At 74.6% G+C, this 16,823-nt stretch carries 11 protein-coding genes and 2 pseudogenes; 6 read left to right on the forward strand and 7 right to left on the reverse strand.

The features are described 5' to 3' along the window. Both LWC35_RS37080 and LWC35_RS37085 read left to right on the forward strand, forming a co-directional pair. On the forward strand, window positions 1-1,308 hold a 1,308-nt coding region (locus LWC35_RS37080; RefSeq protein WP_232875186.1), incomplete at its 5' end, for a SpoIIE family protein phosphatase. Window positions 1,309-1,483: 175 nt separating this feature from the next. Next, window positions 1,484-4,162 (forward strand): MFS transporter, encoded by a 2,679-nt coding sequence (locus LWC35_RS37085; RefSeq protein ID WP_232875187.1) that lies wholly within the window; start codon window positions 1,484-1,486, stop codon window positions 4,160-4,162. Window positions 4,163-4,544: 382 nt separating this feature from the next. Here the strand turns inward: LWC35_RS37085 and LWC35_RS37090 are convergent, their stop codons facing one another. Further along, window positions 4,545-5,771 carry a cytochrome P450 gene (locus LWC35_RS37090; RefSeq protein ID WP_232875188.1) on the reverse strand — a complete coding sequence of 409 codons (1,227 nt, stop codon included), beginning with the start codon at window positions 5,769-5,771 and terminating at the stop codon, window positions 4,545-4,547. Window positions 5,772-5,900: 129 nt separating this feature from the next. On the opposite strand from LWC35_RS37090, the gene LWC35_RS37095 reads away from it, so the two are divergent. Both LWC35_RS37095 and couO read left to right on the forward strand, forming a co-directional pair. Continuing rightward, complete coding sequence (locus tag LWC35_RS37095) at window positions 5,901-6,554, forward strand: TetR/AcrR family transcriptional regulator (protein ID WP_232875189.1); 654 nt, start codon at window positions 5,901-5,903, stop codon at window positions 6,552-6,554. A gap of 79 nt (window positions 6,555-6,633) precedes the next feature. Beyond that, complete coding sequence (gene couO / locus LWC35_RS37100; protein WP_232875190.1) at window positions 6,634-7,497, forward strand: 4-hydroxyphenyl-beta-ketoacyl-CoA hydrolase; 864 nt, start codon at window positions 6,634-6,636, stop codon at window positions 7,495-7,497. A gap of 1 nt (window position 7,498) precedes the next feature. Here couO and LWC35_RS37105 read toward each other — a convergent pair whose 3' ends face one another. Next, a complete protein-coding gene (locus LWC35_RS37105) occupies window positions 7,499-8,596 on the reverse strand; it encodes an amidohydrolase family protein (RefSeq protein WP_232875191.1) in 1,098 nt (365 codons plus the stop codon). Further along, window positions 8,593-9,981, reverse strand: coding sequence for a type I glutamate--ammonia ligase (locus LWC35_RS37110; RefSeq protein ID WP_232875192.1), 1,389 nt, complete (start codon window positions 9,979-9,981; stop codon window positions 8,593-8,595). Before LWC35_RS37110 ends, LWC35_RS37105 begins: the two co-directional genes overlap by 4 nt. Here LWC35_RS37110 and LWC35_RS37115 point away from each other — a divergent pair. Beyond that, window positions 9,980-10,300: pseudogene (locus LWC35_RS37115) on the forward strand (response regulator); the annotation flags it as partial. The gene LWC35_RS37110 and the pseudogene LWC35_RS37115 overlap by 2 nt on opposite strands. A gap of 11 nt (window positions 10,301-10,311) precedes the next feature. Here the strand turns inward: LWC35_RS37115 and pabB are convergent. Further along, window positions 10,312-12,084, reverse strand: coding sequence for an aminodeoxychorismate synthase component I (pabB, locus tag LWC35_RS37120; protein ID WP_232875193.1), 1,773 nt, complete (start codon window positions 12,082-12,084; stop codon window positions 10,312-10,314). Between the two features lie 90 nt (window positions 12,085-12,174). Here pabB and LWC35_RS37125 point away from each other — a divergent pair, with 90 nt between their 5' ends. After that, window positions 12,175-13,911, forward strand: a complete 1,737-nt coding sequence (locus tag LWC35_RS37125) for a pyruvate dehydrogenase (protein WP_232875194.1) — start codon at window positions 12,175-12,177, stop codon at window positions 13,909-13,911. A 75-nt stretch (window positions 13,912-13,986) separates the two neighbouring features. On the opposite strand, the gene LWC35_RS37130 is transcribed toward LWC35_RS37125, so the two are convergent. The 3 genes and pseudogenes from LWC35_RS37130 to LWC35_RS37140 all read right to left on the reverse strand — a co-directional run. Continuing rightward, complete coding sequence (locus LWC35_RS37130; RefSeq protein WP_232875195.1) at window positions 13,987-15,339, reverse strand: FAD-dependent oxidoreductase; 1,353 nt, start codon at window positions 15,337-15,339, stop codon at window positions 13,987-13,989. A gap of 45 nt (window positions 15,340-15,384) precedes the next feature. After that, window positions 15,385-15,978: a PadR family transcriptional regulator gene (locus LWC35_RS37135; RefSeq protein WP_232875196.1), complete on the reverse strand. Its 594-nt coding sequence runs from the start codon at window positions 15,976-15,978 to the stop codon at window positions 15,385-15,387. 603 nt (window positions 15,979-16,581) lie between these two features. Then, window positions 16,582-16,823 (reverse strand): annotated as a pseudogene (locus LWC35_RS37140) (bifunctional 3,4-dihydroxy-2-butanone-4-phosphate synthase/GTP cyclohydrolase II); the annotation flags it as partial.

The following is a 16,823-nucleotide window of genomic DNA, read 5'->3' on the forward strand; positions in this document are numbered from 1 at the left end:
CTCGTCGGGCACGGCGCGGCCGCGGCCGGCGCGATGGGGCAGCTGCGCGCGGTCGCGCTCGACGCGCTGCACGCCGGCGAGACGCCGGCGGTGGCGCTGGCGCGGCTCGACCGCTTCGCCGCACGGCAGCGCGCGACCCGTGCCGCGACCGTCTGCCTCGCCGTCCTCGACCCGGCGACCGGGGAGCTCGAGGTGGCCGCGCACGCCCATCCGGCACCCGTCGTCGTCGGGCTGGGGGCCGCGGCCCGACAGCTCCAGGTGCCTGCCGCGCAGCCGTTGGGGACGGGCGGGCCCTCGGCCGGCTGGGGCCGGTACCGGCTCGAGGTCGGCGAGACCCTCCTCGTCTACAGCGACGGGCTCGTCGAGCGGCCGGGCCGGCCGCTGCGCGCCACGGTCGGCTCGCTCGCCGGCACCGCCGCCGCCGCGCGCCGCGACCTCGACGACCGGGTCCTCGACGCCACCTCCCTGGCCGGACCGGGCGTCGAGCGGCTCGCGACCGTGGTCACCGAACGGATGGGATTCCTCGGCGACGGCTACGAGGACGACGTCACGCTCGTGCTCGCCGAGCGACGCACGCCCCCGCCGCCGTTCGCGCTCGACCTGGTCGCCGAGCCGGGGATGCTGAGGACGGCCCGGCGCGCGCTCACGGACTGGCTGGAGGATGTCGGGGCGGGCGAGGACGACGTCGACTCCCTGGTCTACGCGGCGGTCGAGGCGCTGTCGAACGTCGTCCAGCACGCGTACGCCGGTGCGGCGGGACCGGACCGGCCGGTGCGGGTCCGGGCGGAGCTGGGTCCGGCCGGTGCCGTCCGGCTGACCGTCGCCGACGCCGGCCGCTGGCGGACGCCGGCGCGCGGGCCGGTCGCCGGTGGGCGCGGGGTGCTGATGATGCGCGAGCTCACCGACGACACCGCGATCGAGCAGGGCCCCGAGGGCACGACCGTGCGGCTCACCCGTCGGCTCGGGCGGCCGGTGACGATCGGGGTGCCGCCGGCGGCGCCGGGGCCGCGGCCACGCCACGACGAGCTCGTCGTCGACCTCGACGAGGAGGCCGCGGTCGCGCGGATCGCCGGTCCGGTCGACCTGACGACCGTCGACGGGCTGCGGGCCCGGCTGCTGCAGGCCGGGCGGGGCGGGACCCGGCCGCTGCGGGTGGACCTCGACGAGGTCACGGTGCTGTCGAGCGCCGGCGTGCAGCTGTTCCACGATCTGTCCGAGCTGATGCCGGACCTGCGGCTGACCGTCGAGCCGGAGGGGGTCGCGGGCGCTGTCGTCGCGTTGACCGGGCTCGCGGACCGGCTGGCCTGACCCGGGCTCCGACACGATCGGGCCGGTGGCCCTCGGCCTGATCGACGACGCCGTTCCTCACCGACCGCGTGCGCCGCAGGGGCCGTGAGCACGGTCACGCGGCAATAACTTGCGTGGTGCATACAGTCTATTAATGTTGCATGTAGCAACCAACGATGAGAACGAGGAAGACACCGTGTCCATCACCCACGCCGAGGCAGGGCCCCGGGCCCGGACGGGGAGCGGCACCCCCGACGGGGCCGCCGGCGGCGCCGGCATGACCCACCGCCAGATCGTGCAGGCCCTGACCGGCATGCTGCTGGCGCTGTTCACCGCACTGCTGTCGTCGACGATCGTGTCCAACGCGCTGCCGACGATCATCACGGACCTGCACGGCTCGGAGAGCCAGTACACCTGGGTCGTCACCGCGACCCTGCTGTCGTCCACGGCGAGCACCCCGATCTGGGGCAAGCTGTCGGACCTGTTCTCGAAGAAGCTGCTGGTCCAGATCGCGATCGTGCTCTACATCGGCGGCTCGATCCTGGCCGGCTTCTCGCACTCGGTGAGCATCCTGATCGTCTGGCGCGCCGTGCAGGGCCTGGGCCTGGGCGCGCTGCAGTCGCTCGTCATGATCGTGATCGCGGCGATGATCAGCCCGCGGGAGCGCGGCCGCTACACGGGCCCGATCGCCGCGGTCATGTCGCTGGCCACCGTGGCCGGGCCGCTGATCGGCGGCGTGATCGTGGACAGTGCGCTCGGCTGGCGCTGGTGCTTCTGGGTCGGCGCGCCCGTCGCGGTCGTCGCGCTGGTCGTCGTGCAGCGCACGCTGAACCTGCCCGTGGTCAGGCGCGCGGTGAAGATCGACTACCTGGGTGCCGCGCTGATCGCCGCGGGCGTCTGCGACCTGCTCATCTGGGTCACCCTCGCCGGCAACGACTTCGCCTGGACCTCGGGGACCTCGTGGTCGCTGGTCGCGATCGGCGTCGTCCTGCTCGGGCTGGCCGTGTTCGTCGAGTCGCGCGCCGCGGAGCCGATCGTCCCGCTGCGGCTGTTCCAGGACCGCACCACCACCCTCGCCGTGGTCGCGAGCGTCGCGGTCGGTGTGGCGATGTTCGGCAGCGCCGTCTTCCTCGGCCAGTACTTCCAGATCGCCCGCGGCTACTCGCCCACGGCCTCGGGCCTGCTGACCCTGCCCATGATCATCGGCTCGACGGTCTCGGCCACCCTGTCCGGGCAGCTCATCTCGCGTCTGGGCCGGTGGAAGGGCTTCCTGGTCGGCGGCGCGATCCTGATGATCGCCGGCTTCGGCCTGCTCGCCACCATCGACCACGCCACGAACATGGTCCTGGTCGGCACCTTCCTCGCGGTGCTCGGCCTCGGCATGGGCATGACGATGCAGAACCTGGTCCTCGCGGTCCAGAACACCGTGCGGGCAAGCGACCTCGGCGCCGCCTCGTCGACGGTCACCTTCTTCCGGTCGCTCGGCGGCACGATCGGCGTCTCGGTCCTCGGCTCGATCCTGGCCAGCCGTGTCGCCGCCCTGACCGCCGACGGCCTGGCCGACGCCGGGGTCCAGGTCCCCGCCGGCGGGTCCGGCGAGGTCGGGATCGGCTCGCTCAACCAGCTGCCCGCGTTCGTCGCGGACATCGTGCGCGCCGCCTACGGCGACGGCACCGCCACGATCTTCCTGGTCTCCGCCGTCCTGGCCGTGGTGTCGCTGCTCGCGATCGTGTTCATCAAGGAGGTGCCGCTGCGCACCCAGAGCGGCCTCGAGCAGCAGCGCGAGGAGGTGGACGGGGGCGCTCGCGCGACCGTCGCCGCGCCGGCCCCCGAGCCCGCGACCATGCCGATCCCGGTCGTCCGTGGGGAGCGGCCCGTGCCCGCCGCGGTCTCCGGGGCGGCGCCCGTCGGCGGCTGGCCGCACGGCCGGCATGCCCGGCCCCAGCAGGCAGAGGAGGCGCAGCAAACACAGCAGGCGCGGCAGGCCCTGCGGCCGTCGCCCCGCCCGCGGCCACGCCCGGCACAGGACCGCGAGGGCGTCGGCCCCGCGGTGTACGGCTTCGTGACCGGTGCGGGCGGAACGGGCATCCGCGACGCCGCCGTGACCCTCACCGGGGCCCGCGGCGAGCAGGTCGCCCGCACCACCACGGCGCAGGACGGCGGCTACGAGTTCCCCCTGTCCACCGGCGGCACGTACCTGCTGGTCGTGTCCTCGGGGTCGCTGCGGCCCTCGGCCTCGATGGTCGCCGTGGCCGACCGGCCGGCCCGGTACGACGTGACCCTCGCCGGCGGCGGCCGGGTCTCCGGCACCGTCGGTCGGGGTGCGACCGAGCGGGCCTCCGGCGCGGCCGTCACGCTGATCGACGCCCGCGGCGACGTCTCCGGCGCGGCCCGCACCGACGAGACCGGCGACTACCTGATCGAGGGCGTCCCGGCCGGGATCTACACGCTCACGGCCGCCCTGGCCGGCCACCAGCCCGTGGTCACGACCGTCCGGCTCGACGACGGTGAGGCCGCGACCGTGGACCTGCAGCTGCCGGTCCGGGCCGAGCTGCGGGGCACGGTCAGCGCGGAGCGCACCGGCCGGGGTGTGGCCGAGGCCGTCGCGACGCTGATCTCGCCGGAGGGCGAGGTGGTCGGCGCCGCCACCACGGGGGCCGACGGCGGGTTCGCCTTCGCCGACCTGCCTGCCGGCACCTACACCCTCACCGCCTCCGGCTATGCGCCCGACGTCCGCAGCGTGCGGGTCGCGCCCGGCGCCACCACGGAGGTGCGGGTCGAGCTCGGCCCGCCGGCCCCGTGGGACGGCGCCGCGGCCAAGGCGCAGCACTTCTCGTCGGACGTGCGGAGGTTCGACCCCGTCGCCGGGGACTGACCCCGAGAACGCGACCGTCGGCCGCCGGGACCTCCGGGCGGCCGGCGGTCGTGGGCGGGGCCTCGACGCCGCCGTTCGTGACCGTTGCGCGCCAGTCCGTGGCTCGGCGGTCGCAGCGGGGTGTCACGGGCGGGGGGTCGTGGTCACCGTTCGGAACGTTTCGCGGCCGCAGGTGGCCGTGTGCGGCCCCGACCGGCGATCACGCGCAGAGGGTGAGTCCGTCGTCGGGCCGGTCCTGGGCTGCCGCGCGGCATGATCACCGTGCCGGACCATTCGCCGCCGTTTGTGGCTGGTGCAGGTCCTGACCGGCGATCACGAGCTCCCGGACACGGACCGCCGGCCGTCGGATCACCCCCGGCGGCCGGCGGCTCGTCTCAGGGCGTCACCAGGTGACGGGCAGCTCGGTGACCCCGCCGGTGATGTGGTCGGTCCGGACGCCGATCTCGTCGAGGCCGGCCCTCAGGCGCAGGCCGGGCAGCCGGCGGGCGAGGGTGGCGAACACCGTCCGCAGCTCCACGCGGGCCAGGCTCGCGCCGATGCAGAAGTGGGCGCCGTGTCCGAAGCCGAGGTGGGAGTGCTCGTCCCGGTCGGGGTCGAACGTCTCGGCGTCGGCGAACGCGGACGGGTCGCGGTTCGCGGAGTTGATCGACAGGATGACGGCGTCGCCGCGCCGGATCGTCACGCCCGCGACCTCGAGGTCGGTGTGCGCGTAGCGCAGCAGGCCGAGGTCGCCGGGGGCGCCGAGCCGCATGATCTCCTCGACCGTGGCGTTGACCCGGCCGTCCGGGTCGCCGGTGAGGTGGTCCCAGTGCTCACGACGGGTGAGCAGGAACAGGGTGCCGAGCCCGATGCGGTTGACGGTGGTCTCGTGACCCGCGAAGAGCAGGCCGACCGAGAGCCGGATCATCTCCTCGTGGTCGAAGGCCTCGTCGGCGGCCTGCGCCTGCACGAGGTCGGAGATGACGTCCTCGGTCGGGTTCGCCCGCTTGGCCTCGGCCAGCCCGGCCATGTAGCGGCCGAACTCGGCGCGGGCGCGGTGGGCGTCGCCGTCCTCGGAGTAGGTGGCCATCCGGTCGGAGAGCGACCGGAAGTGCTCGCGGTCCTCCTCGGGAACGCCGAGGAGCCGGCAGATCACGGCGACCGGGAGCGGGAGGGCGAGCTCGGTGTGCATGTCGACCGGCTCGCCGGCCCCGTGCAGGGCGATCATGCGGTCGACGTAGCCGTCGACGAGCTCCTGGACGTGGTCGCCCAGCCGCAGCATCCGCTTGGCGGAGAAGGCGGGGGTCAGCAGTCGCCGCATCCGGGTGTGGTCGGCCTGCTCGGTCTCGTAGGAACCGGTCGGCCCGTCCTGGACGGCGGCGTGCGAGATGCGGGCCGCGCGTTCGGGCTCGGGGTGCGAACGGCCGAGCCGCTTGTCGCCGAGCAGCGCGCGCACCTCCTCGAACCGGGTGACCAGCCACGCCGGATCACCGGCGGGGGGGGTCACGGCGGCGACCGGGGCCTCCCGCCGCAGCACCTCGTACAGCGGGGCGAGATCGAGGATGTTGGGGCGGGCGAACGGCAGCCGGCGGTCGGTGTGGTCGGTGGTGGGCGGGGCGACGGCGGTCATGACTCTCCTCTCGGAAGGGCGCACCCTCGACCGTACGATTTTATGGCAGTGCCTGCCAATTAAAGGACGACCGGGACGAGCCGGGCACCCCCGTAGGCTGGCCGCTCCGCGACGGAACCGGAGGCGTCCATGGGGGTGACGGAGGGGATCACGGAGCCGCGGGCCGGTACCCGCCGTGGCCGGCCGCCGGTCAGCGAGGAGCGCCGCCGCGCGCAACGACTCGAGATCTCGCGGCACGCCGTGCGGCTGTTCCGCGCGCAGGGGGTGGCGGCGACGTCGGGGGAGGAGATCGCGCGGGCGGCGGGCGTCTCGGAGCGCACGCTCTGGCGCTCGTTCCGCAGCAAGGAGAGCTGCGTGGAGCCGCTGCTCTCGCAGTCCCTGGAGGCCTTCCAGGCCGTACTCGGCACCTGGCCGCCGGGCGTAGCTCTCGCCGACCACCTGCGCGACGAGTACACCGTGGTGCCCGAGGACTCGTGGGCGGACCTCGACGCCGCCCTCGCCGTGGTCCGCCTGACGCGCGACGAGCCCGCCCTCCGTGCGGTCTGGCTGGTGCTGCACGAGCGCGCCGAGCCGGCCATCGCCGCCGCGCTCGCCGGGCGGTTCGGGCTGGCCGCCGACTCGCTGGAGGTGCGGGCGCGGGCCGCGGTGGTCAACGCGGCGCTGCGGGTGGCCACCGACGAGCTCGCCCGGGCCGCGGCCGAGGAGGGCGTCGGGGTCGTGCACCGGTACCGGGGGCGGGTGGCCGAGGTCCTCCGCCTCGTCGACCGTCCCGACGTCCGCTGACCGCACGCCCGGGCCTCCCGCTATCTCAGGAAGCTTGATATCGTGCGGGCGTCGCACCGCAGCGGAACCCGGAGGACACGTGAACATCGACCGGCTGGTCGCGATCGACGTGCACACCCACGTCGAGCAGGACGGACACGGCTGCTTCTCGCTGGACCAGGAGCTGATGGACGCCTCGGCCCAGTACTTCCGCGCCGACCAGGACCGCACTCCGACCGTCGCCGCGATCGCCGAGCACTACCGCGAGCGGAACATGGCCGCGGTCGTCTTCACCGTCGACGCGGCCTCGGGCACGGGCCACCCGGCACTGTCCAGCGAGGAGATCCTCGACGGCGCCGCCGAGTTCCCGGACGTGCTGATCCCGTTCGGCTCGGTGGACCCGCACGCCGGCAAGGCCGCCGTGACGCGGATCCGCGCGCTCGTCGAGCGGGGCGCCCGTGGCTTCAAGTTCCACCCGTCGCTGCAGGCCTTCGAGCCCAACGACCCGCGGTACTACCCGCTGTACGAGGCGATCGCCGAGGCCGGCGTGCCGGCGCTGTTCCACACCGGGCAGACCGGGATCGGCGCGGGCCTGCCAGGCGGACACGGGATCAAGCTCCGCTACTCCGCCCCGATGCTGCTCGACGACGTCGCCGCGGACTTCCCCGACCTCACGATCGTCATGGCGCACCCGTCGGTGCCGTGGCAGGACGAGGCGATCTCGATCGCCACGCACAAGGCCAACGTGTTCATCGACCTGTCCGGCTGGCGGCCGAAGTACTTCCCGCCGCAGCTGGTGCGCGCGGCGAACACGATGCTGCGCACCAAGGTGCTGTTCGGGTCGGACTTCCCGGTGATCACCCCGGACCGCTGGCTGGCCGACTTCGCGGATCTGGAGATCAAGGACGACGTCCGGCCCCTGATCCTCAAGGACAACGCCGTGCGCGTCCTCGGGCTGGGCTGACTCACAGTTCGTAGAGCGCACGGGCGTTGCCGCCGGCGATCATCGCGGCGACCCGTCGCGCGTCCGGTTCGGTGGCCTCGTCCTCGACGACCCAGCCGCCCAGCACCCGGCCGACGGCGCGCTGGAACGCGCGCGCGGCGACCAGGTACAGCTCGGCCAGCCCGAACGCGTCGGAGGAGTAGAGGAGCTTGCCGAACGGGGCGAGCTCGAGCGCCTCGGCGAGCACCTCCGCCGCGCGGTGCCCGACGTAGGTGGAGGCCAGCCCGAGGTCGAACCAGACGTGCGGGAACACCTGGGCCAGCCACGCCGCCTCGCGGTGGTACGGGTAGCAGTGCAGCAGCACGATCGGCGTGCCGGCGCCCGCGGTGGCCCGGCAGAAGGCCGTGAGCAGGACGGGGTTCGCCCGGTGCAGGTCCTCGTCCGGGTCGCCGAACCCGGTGTGCAGCTGCAGCGGCAGCCCACGGTCCACGCCGCACCACAGCGCGTGCCGCAGCAGGACGGGATCGGCGAGCCGGCCGCCGGTGCGAGCCCACTCCGCCGCGGCCCCGGTGACCTCGGCCGGCGCGGGCCGGTGCGGCGGCACGTCGAACCCGTGCCGGTAGGCGAGGATCGACTTGCAGGCCACCGCGTCCGCGGTGCGCCGGGCGAGCTCCTCGACGAGGGCGTCGGCGTAGTCCGCCGGGCCCACCCCGGAACGGACGACGTCCTCGGCCACGGCCTCGAGCCGGACGACCTCGGCGACGGGGGTGTCCGCGGCGGCGGACAACGCGTCGAGCCCGAGCAGGTCGGAGGCCCGCAGACCGTGGTCGACGAGCAGGGCGTCCGTACCCGTGGCGGCGAGCAGGCGCCGGGTCGCCTCGGCCGCGCCGAGCTCGCGGCGGCGGGCCAGGTAGTCGGCGGGCGGGGCGTGCCGCGGGAGGTCGAGGACCGGGGCGCACTCGCGGCGCACGGCGAGGCCGAGCATCGAGTCCCACGGGTCGTGCGCGGGCACGGGGGCTTCGGTGAGCAGGGCGCCGAAGGCCGCCTCGTCGAGCTCGTCGCCGACCACGCTGTGACAGTGGTGGTCGACGAGCCGCAGCTCCTCGGCCCAGGTCGTCACCACCGCCACCGGGTCGCGTCGATGATCTCCGCGGCGGTGCGCCCGGCGAACGCGTCGGCCTCGGCCCGCCGCACGGCGAGCAGGGTCTCGGTGAGCGACGGACCGAAGGCCGCCGTCAACGCCTGCTCGGTCTCGAACGCGGCGGCGGCGGTGGCGAGGTCGGTGGGCAGGCGCTCGACGGCGAGCCGCGCCCGCTCGTCGTCGGACAGGCCGGCCGGGTCCGCGTGCACCGGCTCCGGCAGCGTGCCGTTCTCCTGCAGGCCGGCGAGCCCGGCCGCGAGCAGGCCCGCGACCAGCAGGTACGGGTTGGCTGCCTGGTCCATGCACTTGATCTCGACGTTCGCGGCGGTGCTCTCCTCGCCCTGCGAACCGGTCACGAGACGGACCGCCGCCTCCCGGTTCTCCCGGCCCCAGCAGGCGTAGGCCCCCGCCCAGTGCGAGGGCAGCAGCCGCAGGTAGCTCGCGACGCTCGGGGCGCCGACGGCGAGCAGCGCGGGCAGCCGCCGCAGGATCCCCGCGGTGAACGCCTCGGCCTCGGGGGTGAGCCCGAACCGGCCCGTGCCGCCCGCGAACACGTTGTGCCCGTCCCGGCTGAGGGAGAGGTGCAGGTGGCCGCCGTTGCCGACCCCGGGGTCCGCGACGCTCGGTGCGAAGGACACGGTGAGCCCGTGCCGGGCGGCGACGGCGCGGATCGTGGCGCGCACCAGGACGGCGGTGTCGGCCGCGGCGACGGGCGCCTCGGGCGCGACCGACAGCTCGAACTGGCTCGGCGAGTACTCGGGGTGGAACTGCCGGACGTCCACGCCCTCGGCGGCGAGCGCGCGCAGCAGGTCGACGCCGTAGTCCGACAGCTCCACCAGCCGGGTCATGCCGTAGGCGGGGCCGGTCGCCGCCGGTTCCGGCCCGTCCTCCCCGTCCCGGTACACCACCCACTCGACCTCGAAGGCGCTCCGCGCGGTCAGGCCGGCCGCGGCCAGGCGGTCGACCGTCCGCGCCGCGAGCAGCCGCGCGCAGCCGGGGTGCGGCTCGCCCTCCTGGGTCCACCGGTCCGCCGGGGCCCACGCCCAGCCGGGCTGGGCGGCCAGGGCGACGACCCGGTCCAGGTCCGGCAGCAGCCGCAGGTCCCCGGTCGGGTTCGCCACCGGGGTGGCGGCGATCGAGTCGTCGTGGCCGAACGCGTCGAACACCGGGGTGGCGCCGACGCCCCACGCGGCCGCGTGCTCGAACGCCGCGAGCGGCACGCCCTTCACGCGGGTGATCCCGGCCGTGTCGACGAAGGTCAACGCCACCGCGGCGATCTGCTCGGCGGCCATCCGCTCGGCGAGGCTGCGCGCCCGCGCGGCCCGCTCCTCGCGGTGGGCGAGGTCGAGCTGTCCGGTGTCCATGCCCGACGATCGTGCCAGCTCGAGGGCGGCGGCCGGGAGGTCCCGAGCGCCCTCGAGGGGAGCTCGGCGACCAGCGGCCGTCCGGGCCGGATGCGGTCGTCCTCCACCGATCGGAGCGCTCACCGGCGAGGGCGACGTCGAGGTCGCGGGCGAGGCCGGCGCCGGTGCCGAGGCCGTGCGGCCGGCCGGCGAGCTCGACATCGACGTGGTCCTCATGGACCTGCGCATGCCCGGCGTCGGTGGTACCGAGGCGATCGCGCAGCTCCGTGCACAGGGCCCGCCGGCCCGCGTCGTCGTCCCGACCGGCGCGGGGTGCTCGGACGAGCTCGCTCAGGAGGAGCGCGCCGACGGCGCCGGGGCGCTCGTCAGCGCGGCCCGCCGCCACCCACGCAACGAGCTGACCAGCGCGAGGTCCTCGGCGCGGAGCAGATCACCCGGCCGCAGCGTCCGCTCCCGCAACCGTCCCGCGGCCGCCAGCAGGCCCCGCTCGACGCCGGGCAGGCAGCCGCTGCCGAGCGGCGGGGTCCACCACACGCCGTCGAGCCGGACCGCGAGGTTCGCGGTGCAGGACTCGGTGACCTCGCCGTGCCCGTTGAGGAGCAGGACGTCGTCGGCGGCGGGGTGGCGGGCCAGCCGCGCGGAGTAGGGCTCGCGCCGGCTGGTCTTGTGGTGCGGCCAGCACTGCGTCGCGTCGATCGGCTCAGGGTCCACGACCAGCCGGACCGGCCCGGCGGCGGGGGACGGGAGGTCCTCGACGTCGACGCCGACCGCGCCGTCCCGGTAGCAGCGCAGCCGGACGCGGGCGTCGGCACGGCCGGCGAGGCGCTCGGTCAGTCCGCGCCGGACGGCGTCCTCGTCGAACCGGAAGCCGAAGTACGCGGCGGAGTCGCACACGCGGGCGAGGTGGGCGTCGAGCGAGTGCAGCCGGCCGGCCTCGTGGCGCATCGTCTCGATCAGGTGGAAGTCCTCGGGCCGCGCGTCGAGCACCCGGGCCTTGGCCCGCAGCTCGGCGTACTCGGCAGCCGGCTCCGAGTCCCACGTCACGCCGCCGCCGGTGCCGTAGGTCGCCGTGCCCCGCTCGCGGTCGACGACCACGGTCCGAATGGCGACGGAGAAGCGGGCGCGCACCGGATGCCCGGCGGGCGCGACGACGCCGATCGCTCCGCAGTAGACGCCGCGCGGGCTCGCCTCGACCTCGCGGATCAGCCGCATGGTCCGGGCCTTCGGCGCCCCGGTGACCGAGCCGCACGGGAACAGGGCCCGGAAGGTCTCCGTGAGCCCGACGCCCGGGCGCAGCCGCGCCGTGACGTCCGAGGTCAGCTGGTGCACGGTCGGGTACCGCTCGGTCCCGAGCAGGCGCGGCACGGTCACGGTGCCCGGGCGGGCGAGCCGCGCGAGGTCGTTGCGCATCAGATCGACGATCATGATGTTCTCGGCCCGCTCCTTCGCGCTGCCGCGCAGCCGGGCCACCGCCTCGTCGTCTTCCTCGGTGGTGCGGCCCCGGGGCGCCGTGCCCTTCATCGGGCGCACGAGAATCCGGTCGCCTCGGGTCTCGAGGAACAGCTCCGGGCTGGCCGAGGCGACCACGAACCGGCCCGTGTCCAGGTAGGCGTGGTACGCGCCGCGCTGGCCCAACGCCAGGTCGCGGTAGAGCTGGGTGAGGTCGCCGGAGACCGTCGCGGTCAGTCGCGTGGTGAGGTTGCACTGGTAGGTCTCGCCGGCGGCGATCCGTTCCCGCACGGTCCCGACGGCGGCCCGGTGCGCCGCGGCGTCCCACTCCGCGACCCAGGGGCCGGCCGCGTACGGCGACCGGGCGCCGTGCGCCACGACCGGCACGGCCTGTGCCTCCCGGGTCAGCCCGAACCAGGCGAGCGGCAGCCCGTCGACGGGCTCGCGGGTCACGAGCGTCGGGTCGAGCCCGGCGGCGGCCTCGTAGGTGACCATCCCGAACGCCCACCAGCCGGCGTCGGTGCGCCGCTCCACCTCGTCGAGCACCTCCGCGACCTCCGCCGGTCGCCGGGCGACCAGCTCGGCCTCCGCGCGCGGGAAGAGCCGGGCGGCGCCCGCGACGAGATCGTCGACGCGGGCCCAGGGACCGGACACGGGTGGCTCCTCGGGAGGGGGAGGGGTGGGCGTCCAGCATGCTCCGCTCCGGCGCGCGACCCGGCGCGGGCTCCCCTACGCTCCGCCGACGTGAGCCGGACCGTGGCCGACCAGATCATCGAGGTGCTCCGCCGGGCCGGGGTGCAGCGCATCTACGGGCTCGTGGGCGACAGCCTCAACCCCGTGGTGGACGCCTTGCGGCGCACCGAGGGCATCGAGTGGGTGCACGTCCGCAACGAGGAGGCGGCCGCGCTCGCCGCGGCGGCGGAGGCGCAGGTCACCGGGCGCCTGGCGGTCTGCGCGGGTTCGTGCGGACCCGGCAACACGCACCTGATCCAGGGCCTCTACGACGCCCACCGCAGCGGGGCGCCGGTCCTCGCCCTGGCCTCGCACATCCCGTCGACCCAGATCGGCACCGGGTACTTCCAGGAGACCCACCCCGAACGCCTCTTCCTGGAGTGCAGCGCCTTCTGCGAGCTGATCGCGCGGCCGGAGCAGTTGCCGCGGCTGCAGCGGATCGCCATGCAGACCGCGGTGGCCGAGCGCGGGGTCGCGGTGATGGTGCTGCCCGGCGACATCGGGGCGCTGCCGGCGGCGCACCCGACCGGGTTCGGCGACGTCACGCCGCCCGACGGGGTGGTCACCCCGGCCCCGGAGCGGGTCGAGGCCCTCGCCGAGCGGATCAACGCGGCACGCAACGTGTCGCTGTTCGTCGGCGCGGGTGTCCGCGCGGCACGCACCGAGGTCATGGAGCTGGCGGGGCGGATCAAGGCGCCCATCGGCCACTCCCTCGCCGGCAAGGAGTGGATCCAGTTCGACAACCCGTTCGACGTCGGGATGAGCGGCCTGCTCGGGTACGGCGCCTGCTACGAGGCCACCCACGAGGCCGATCTCCTGCTGCTCCTGGGCACCGACTTCCCCTACGACGCCTTCCTCCCCGGTGCGCGCACGGTGCAGGTCGACCGCGACGCGCGCCGGCTCGGCCGGCGGACACCGCTCGAGCTGGGCGTGCACGGCGACGTCGGCGCCACCCTGCGCGCGGTGCTGCCGCTCGTCCGGGAGAAGACGGACCGCGCCTTCCTCGACCGCATGCTCCGCGCGCACGCCGAGAAGCTGGAGAAGGTGGTCGCCGCCTACACCTCGCGGGTGGAGGACCACCGGCCGATCCATCCCGAGTACGTCGCCGCGGTCCTCGACGACGAGCTCGCCGAGGACACGATCGTCACCGTCGACACCGGCATGTGCAACGTCTGGGCGGCCCGCTACCTCACCCCCAACGGGCGCCGCCGCATCCTCGGCTCCTTCCGCCACGGCACGATGGCCAACGCGCTGCCGCACGCGATCGGCGCGACCTACGCCGCGCCGGGCCGCCAGGTCGTGTCGATGTCCGGCGACGGCGGGTTGACCATGTTGCTGGGCGAGCTGCTGACCGCGCACGAGCACCGGCGGCCGCTCACGGTCGTGGCGTTCAACAACGGCAGCCTGGGCATGATCAGGCTGGAGATGATGGTCGCCGGGTACCCGTCGTCCGAGACCGACCACGGCGTGGCCGATCTCGCCGCGATCGCGCGCGCCTGCGGCGTCGAGGCCGTGACCGTCGAGGACCCGCGCGAGCTCCGCGGCGCCCTGCGGTCCGCGCTCGACCACCCCGGGCCGTCCCTCGTGGACGTCCGCACCGACCCCAACGCCCTGTCCGTCCCGCCGCACATCACGGCGAGCCAGGTCCGGGGCTTCGCCCTCGCCGCCACGCGCACCGTGCTCGACGGCGGGGTGGGGAGGATGCTGGAGCTGGCGCGCAGCAACCTGCGCTCGATCCCCCGCCCCTGAGCACCCCGCCCCTGAGCACCCCGCCCCTGAGCACCCCGCCCCTGAGCACCCCGCCGCCGTGCACCCCGTTCCCGGTCAGACCAGTTCGGAGTCGCGCACCTTCTGCATGCCGCGGGCCATCCGCCGCTTGGCCGCCGGGAGGTGGTTGACCACCCGCAGGGCGGTGCGCCGGGCCAGCACGCTCAGCGGGCCGACGACGGGGCGGCGGGCGGTGCCGTCGTCGTTCATGAACTCCAGGGACTCCTGGACCGCGAGTGCGGAGTACCGGCACATCAGCTCCTCGTAGCCACCGACGGCCTCGTCGCGGGTGAGGCTGCCGTCGCGGACCCGGACGAGCCGATCCCGTAGCTCCCGGGCGTCGCGCAGCGCGGTGTTCGCACCGGCCCCGCGGCCCGGCGTCATGGTGTGGATCGCGTCGCCGACGAGCGTCACGGTGCTCGGCCGCCACGCCGGCACCGGTTCCGACGTGCGGATGCTCAACGCCAGCGCCGCGGTGGGATCCGAGGTGGCGACCAGCTCGCGCCAGCGCGGGTCCCAGTCCTCGGTGAGCGCCAGGGTGGTGGCGTGCAGGTCGTCGCCGCGGCGGTCGAGGACGTCGGCCGGCGCGAGGCTGCGGGAGGTCGACAGGCCCCAGGACAGGTAGTCGGTGGTGTTGTCGTAGCGCAGGCCCGGCCAGCGCTGGATCAGCGCGGCGTCGCTGGCGCCGATGCCCTCGCGCGGGGCGCCGTCGCGCCACGGCAGGCGCATCGCGTGGACGATCCCGAACTGCCCGCGCCGGTCGAACACCATCGACATGCCGTTCCTCGCCCGCTCCGGCAACAGATCGGCGTTCCGGTCGGTGAGCGCGACCTTCCCGCCGATCGCGACGAGACCGGTCTCGATGTGCCGCGCGTGCGGCAGGTACTGCTGGCGGACCCGCGAGTTCGCGCCGTCGGCACCGACCAGCAGGTCGCCGGTGGCGGAGTCGCCGTCGGCGAAGTGCGCGGTGACCGTGCCGTCGGCGTGCTGCTCGTAGTGCGTGAAGGTCTTGTCGAAGGTGATGACGTCCTCCATGCCGGTGAACAGCACCTGACGCAGGGTCATCCGGCTGACGTTGTGGTCGCGGTCCTCGGGCCGGTCGCCGGTCTGCGGCAGGTCGTCGAACCGCATCCCGACCAGTTCGCGGAACCGCTCGGTGTACATCGTGAAGTACGTGTACGGCAGGCCCGTGGTGGCGACGAACGTGGCGAACAGGTCCTGCGGCAGGCAGGCCTTCAGCGCCCGGGCGCCGTTGGGCGAGATGCCCACCCGGTAGCCGTTGAGGCCGCCCGTGCGGGTGCGGTCCCGCTCGTAGACGGCGACCTCCAGGCCGGCCTGCCGCAGGCCGTGGGCCAGGCACATCCCTCCTGTGCCCGCCCCGATCACGATGGTCCTGAGTGCTTTCGACATGGCTCCCCCCGGAGTCGTCGACCGGTGTGGTCGATCGGGTGTCGATCAGGTCTCGAACTTCTCGGCGAGTTCGAGCAGCTCCTCACGGTCCCAGGTCAGCGCCCCGCTGCGCAGGTCGTCGACGAGGGCGGTGATCCAGCGGACGTCCGTCTCGAGGAGGGCGACGGCGTACTCGCCCTCGATCAGCACGAGCCGCGGCAGGTGCCCGGCCCCGGCCAGGTCGGACCGCACCTGCTCGAGCTCGGCCCGGCGGCCCGCGAGCCGGGACTCCAGCGCCTCCAGCGCCACCTCCGGTGTGATCAACGGCAGGTAGGCCAGCGCTGCGGTGAACTCCGGGAAGTCGCGGCGCGGGGCCGCCAGCATCTCGACCGTCCACTCCACGGCGGTGCGCACCCCGGCCTCGGTCGCGGCGTACACGGTGCGCTCCGGCCGGGCCTGCTCGCGTTCGGTCGCCCGCTCGACGAGCAGGCCGTCGCGCACCAGGCGGTCGATCGTCTTGTACAGCTGCGAGCGCTGCCCGACGTTGATCACCTGGTCCTTGCCGCGCTCCCGGATCAGCTGCTGCATCCGGTAGGGATGCATCGGCCGCTCCGCCGCCAGGGCGAGTACGGCGAGGGCGAGGCCGGACCGCTGGGTCATAGTGGCGAAGTTACTAGTGTCGAGGACACTAGGCAAGGTCGATTCGGCCTCGGCGCGAGGAGCCGGCTGGGTCCAGGAGAAGTGATCATCGCTCGGTGTCGGTGTCGGTGTCGGTGTCGGTGTCGGCATTGGCGCTGGCGTGGCCTTGGCGTCGGCCTCGCGCGGCTCGGCTGGGCTCGCGAGGGCTCGGCGAGGGAGCGAGATCGCGGCCATGATCACCGATCAGGGACCGGAGCGGTCGAAAATCGACCGTCCCCGTCCAGGACCCGCGATCACGAACGAGCGGGACGCCGTCAGGCACTGGCCGTGGACGCCACGGCGGCCGGTCTGAGGGTGTGCACCGTGTGTGGTCGGCGCCCACGGAGGGGGCACGGGCCGGAGGGCCGCGGGAGTGCCATGATCACGGCAAGAGGGCGGCGCTTCCGGGGACGCCGTTCCGCCCGTGATCGCGGGTCGTGGATGCGGACGGTCGGAATCCGACCCTCCCCGTCCACGACGGTTGATCATGCTGCCAGGGGCGGCCGTGACCACGGGCGGGGTGGTGCTCCGCGTACCACCCCGCACTCCCTGCTCTTGATCACCGGGGACGGACCGGGGGCGGCCTCAGCCCGCCTCGCCCTCCAGCGACAGCACGTGGCCCATCCGCTCCTGCTTCGTGCGGAGGTAGCGGAGGTTGTGCGGAGAGGGGGCGGAGGGCAACCCCACCCGCCCGACGATCTCGAGCCCGTAGCCGTCGAGCCCGCCGTACTTGGCGGGGTTGTTGGTGATCAGCCGTAGCCGGGTGATGCCCAGGTCGGCGAGGATCTGGGCGCCGACGCCGTAGGAGCGGGAGTCGACCGGCAGGC

This window comes from Pseudonocardia kujensis (assembly GCF_021283305.1).
Classification (GTDB): Bacteria; Actinomycetota; Actinomycetes; order Mycobacteriales; family Pseudonocardiaceae; genus Pseudonocardia; species Pseudonocardia kujensis.